The sequence below is a fragment of the Methanospirillum sp. genome, from assembly GCF_028679455.1.
Lineage (GTDB): Archaea > Halobacteriota > Methanomicrobia > Methanomicrobiales > Methanospirillaceae > Methanospirillum.
This window is the reverse complement of record NZ_JAJRBM010000188.1, coordinates 1-2,904: the sequence shown is the minus strand read 5'-3', so window position 1 is coordinate 2,904 and position 2,904 is coordinate 1. Positions and strand designations below refer to the sequence as shown.

Sequence of the window (2,904 nt, the reverse complement as noted above, 5' to 3'; positions counted from 1 at the left end):
GCTGCTTCGGCTGCAAGTCCCGGGTCACCGGTAACCTTCCCGTAACTCGCAAGAGCCTCATCAGGCCTGCCAAGTTTCTCCTGAACAACCCCGAGATTGATCCAGCCCCGTCCATACCCGGGATCAGCACTCACCGCCTTCCCATAGTACTCAGCAGCCTTCTCAGACTGCCCGAGAGCCACATAACAGGTTCCGATATTATTCAGCACCGGCGCCTGGGCAGACCCTGAAACATCGGCCAGCTCAGCGGTAAATGACGCCAGAGCCCCCGAATAATCACCGGAAGTATACAGATCCACCCCTGCACCTTCTGCACGGGGAATCATCACCATCGCAGTCCCCACAACAACCAGCAAAAAGAGAATCCATACCTTCCATCTGGACCATCGGGTATCCATACACCGCCGTCTCCGGGTGCAAAGGCATAAAGGTTGTGGAAAAAAAGTCAGGACCACACACAAAAAGTCTGCATATTTTAAATATTATAGGGCCAATATAAAATCAAAAATATCTCAATTTTAATTAATGCCGTAATTGTGCAGGACATGCACCAAAATATTGAAACAACGTTGATAGAAAATTGATTTTTTTAAAATGTCGAGTATTGAACGATACAGACACAAACCCTTGCACAAATTATATCTTAAAAATTGAACAAACAAACAGAGATGTCAGAGTGAATGGTAAAAATACCACCCAATAACTAGAAAATGGAGAAAATAGCCAGAATGTGCAAGAGTTTTTGAAAGACATGACATCAACACCCGGAATTTCATACCAGAAAACCCGGATTCTTAAAAGCGGCCGATTGTGCAAACATCCGTTTTTTCCACCATCTGCACACCGACATAAAACGCCCGGATAACCGGGATCTTGTGAACCGCGGAAATGATCATAATTCAACCAAAGTATCCTGATCACATGACAACTGGTCGTTGCTGGCTACTGTCGGCATATAATCAGTGTAAATAATGAATATTTCTAAAAGAGTTTTTCCACTGAATCCAGAACCAATAGGATTGTTTGCAGGTCTGATTATCACATATCGATGGAATGTACATCTGAAAGGATCTCGATAATTACCGATTTTAATGTTGGTATCTCAGATACAACAACATTCCACACTGCTTCCAGATCTACACCCATATATCTATGAATCAATATGTCTCTGAATCCTGCAATATCGCGCCATGGAATTTCAGGATGTTCTGCCTTTACCTGTTTGGACACTTGTTTGACTGCTTCGCCTAGGTCTCAAAATTGCGTATTACTGCATCCTGTATCATTGGAGATGTCATAAATTCATCCCGACCACCGCAAGTATATGATTCAATTTTCTCGATAAAGTCAAGGATTTGGAGGAGATACACTCTGTTATCCTTCATAATGGGATCGCCTCCTGCATAATCTGTTCTCTGATATAGGTATTCAGACCATTTTCCGTTACTACATCAACATTTCGTTTGAGAAGATCCTGGAGATCCTGAATGAGGGCGATATGATCAATCAGGCTTCTGCCTGGTTCAAATTCTACTAGAAGATCAAGGTCACTTTCAGGTGTATCCTCGTCTCTGATAACTGAACCAAAAATTTTGATTTTTCGTGCCCCATGTAATGCTGAGACCATTATAATTGCTTCTTTTTTCCTCACAACATCCTCATACATGCTCATGCGAATCTCTTCCCCAAGTTAGATATTCTGGAAATTTTTTATTATACTGTATTTTAAGAGGCGATAATGGCAATACTTTCCTCACATGGTCAACCATATCAAACCATATCACGGGAACCATCATTAATTGTAGATTCTTACCATTACATTGCGTGGAACAATATGAGAGTCTTTCCGTTGTAAGAATCATGCACACATGAGCAGGAATGAGCTCCATGTCACATCCTCATCCCTGACACATACCCGAACCTCTTGTACAGTTTTATGATCTCTCCAGTCGTCTGTGTCGAATCCTTCCACAAGTTTCGTCGCAGCAGGTTTGTTCCAGACATCTGACTTATTGGTATTCCGGGTTTCCATTAGTCTGCCGGAAAGGACCGTGGCTACCGTTCCTTCTGCAGTTCCACTTCCCGAGTTTGCATCCGGATTGACCGCAATACGGTCATCCATCCCGGTTGAGGGAAGGGAATTCATCGTTTTCCGAAGGATTCCCTTCGTTGATCCCTGTGCACTGCCCATGAGTAAGCTTTTGAGAATCCGGATCATAGGGAATAATCATGCTTGATAATGGTGCCATAAAGCCGATAATGACCTGAAGCATCCGGTTCATTTTATGCTCAGCGAATTCAACGTTTTCAGTAAATGCCAGAATATCTTCACCTGCAAGGAGGATATCCCAGAATAGTTTTTTGATCTCACGTTGAAACATATCATTCAATACTTATTTCTGCAATAAGTTCCCGAAAAACCGGGTTTTTTATTGCCTTTTCCTCAACGAGATCGACAGGGAGATGGAATATTTTTTCAAGATCAGATTCAAGACCAAAATACTCGTGTGCTTATTGAACGGGTTCCACCTCATGAAAGGTAACCAGGAGATCGATATCACGGGGATTTTCCTTCCCGATGATCATTGATCCGAAAACTGAGAGTTTTTCAACCTGATGACGAGTACATACTTCCTGAATGCGTGTGAGATATGATATTACCTTCTGATGAAGTTGAGACTGTTTTTCAGGTTTCATATGCAATCCGGATTATTTGCAATCTATTGATCTTTTCATCTTCAGGCAATATGTTTTATCATACCCTGGAGGCCCGACAGGTTTCCAAACCGCTTCTGAAGGTTCCTGTTCTCTCCCGTTACCCCGGTGATATCCTTCTACGAGTTCGTGGCATCGGTGGGTATCTGACCTTTACACTAATATCTTCAAGGAGATCCATTAAATCTT

Annotated in this window: 6 protein-coding genes; all 6 read right to left on the bottom strand. The window is 42.6% G+C overall.

What is annotated here, in order from left to right:
• Positions 1 to 398 (bottom strand): tetratricopeptide repeat protein (locus LUQ50_RS06345; RefSeq protein WP_300037869.1); only part of this gene is annotated, 398 nt, incomplete at its 3' end.
• 640 nt (positions 399 to 1,038) lie between these two features.
• Positions 1,039 to 1,230, bottom strand: a complete 192-nt coding sequence (locus tag LUQ50_RS15935; protein WP_367278969.1) for a DUF86 domain-containing protein — start codon at positions 1,228 to 1,230, stop codon at positions 1,039 to 1,041.
• Positions 1,231 to 1,381: 151 nt separating this feature from the next.
• Positions 1,382 to 1,672 (bottom strand): nucleotidyltransferase family protein, encoded by a 291-nt coding sequence (locus LUQ50_RS06340; protein WP_300037866.1) that lies wholly within the window; start codon positions 1,670 to 1,672, stop codon positions 1,382 to 1,384.
• A 186-nt stretch (positions 1,673 to 1,858) separates the two neighbouring features.
• A complete protein-coding gene (locus LUQ50_RS06335; protein WP_300037863.1) occupies positions 1,859 to 2,146 on the bottom strand; it encodes a hypothetical protein in 288 nt (95 codons plus the stop codon).
• Entirely contained in the window at positions 2,115 to 2,390 is a 276-nt protein-coding gene (locus LUQ50_RS06330) for a hypothetical protein (RefSeq protein ID WP_300037860.1), read from the bottom strand. The genes LUQ50_RS06335 and LUQ50_RS06330 overlap by 32 nt, the downstream gene beginning before the upstream one ends.
• A 121-nt stretch (positions 2,391 to 2,511) precedes the next feature.
• Positions 2,512 to 2,697, bottom strand: coding sequence for a nucleotidyltransferase domain-containing protein (locus LUQ50_RS06325; RefSeq protein ID WP_300037857.1), 186 nt, complete (start codon positions 2,695 to 2,697; stop codon positions 2,512 to 2,514).
• Positions 2,698 to 2,904 lie beyond the last annotated feature (207 nt).

Coding starts and splice junctions, on each gene's coding strand:
- LUQ50_RS06335 (WP_300037863.1), bottom strand. CDS start 2,146: ATGAATTCCCTTCCCTCAACCGGGATGGATGACCGTATTGCGGTCAAT.
- LUQ50_RS06340 (WP_300037866.1), bottom strand. CDS start 1,672: ATGAGCATGTATGAGGATGTTGTGAGGAAAAAAGAAGCAATTATAATG.
- LUQ50_RS06325 (WP_300037857.1), bottom strand. CDS start 2,697: ATGAAACCTGAAAAACAGTCTCAACTTCATCAGAAGGTAATATCATAT.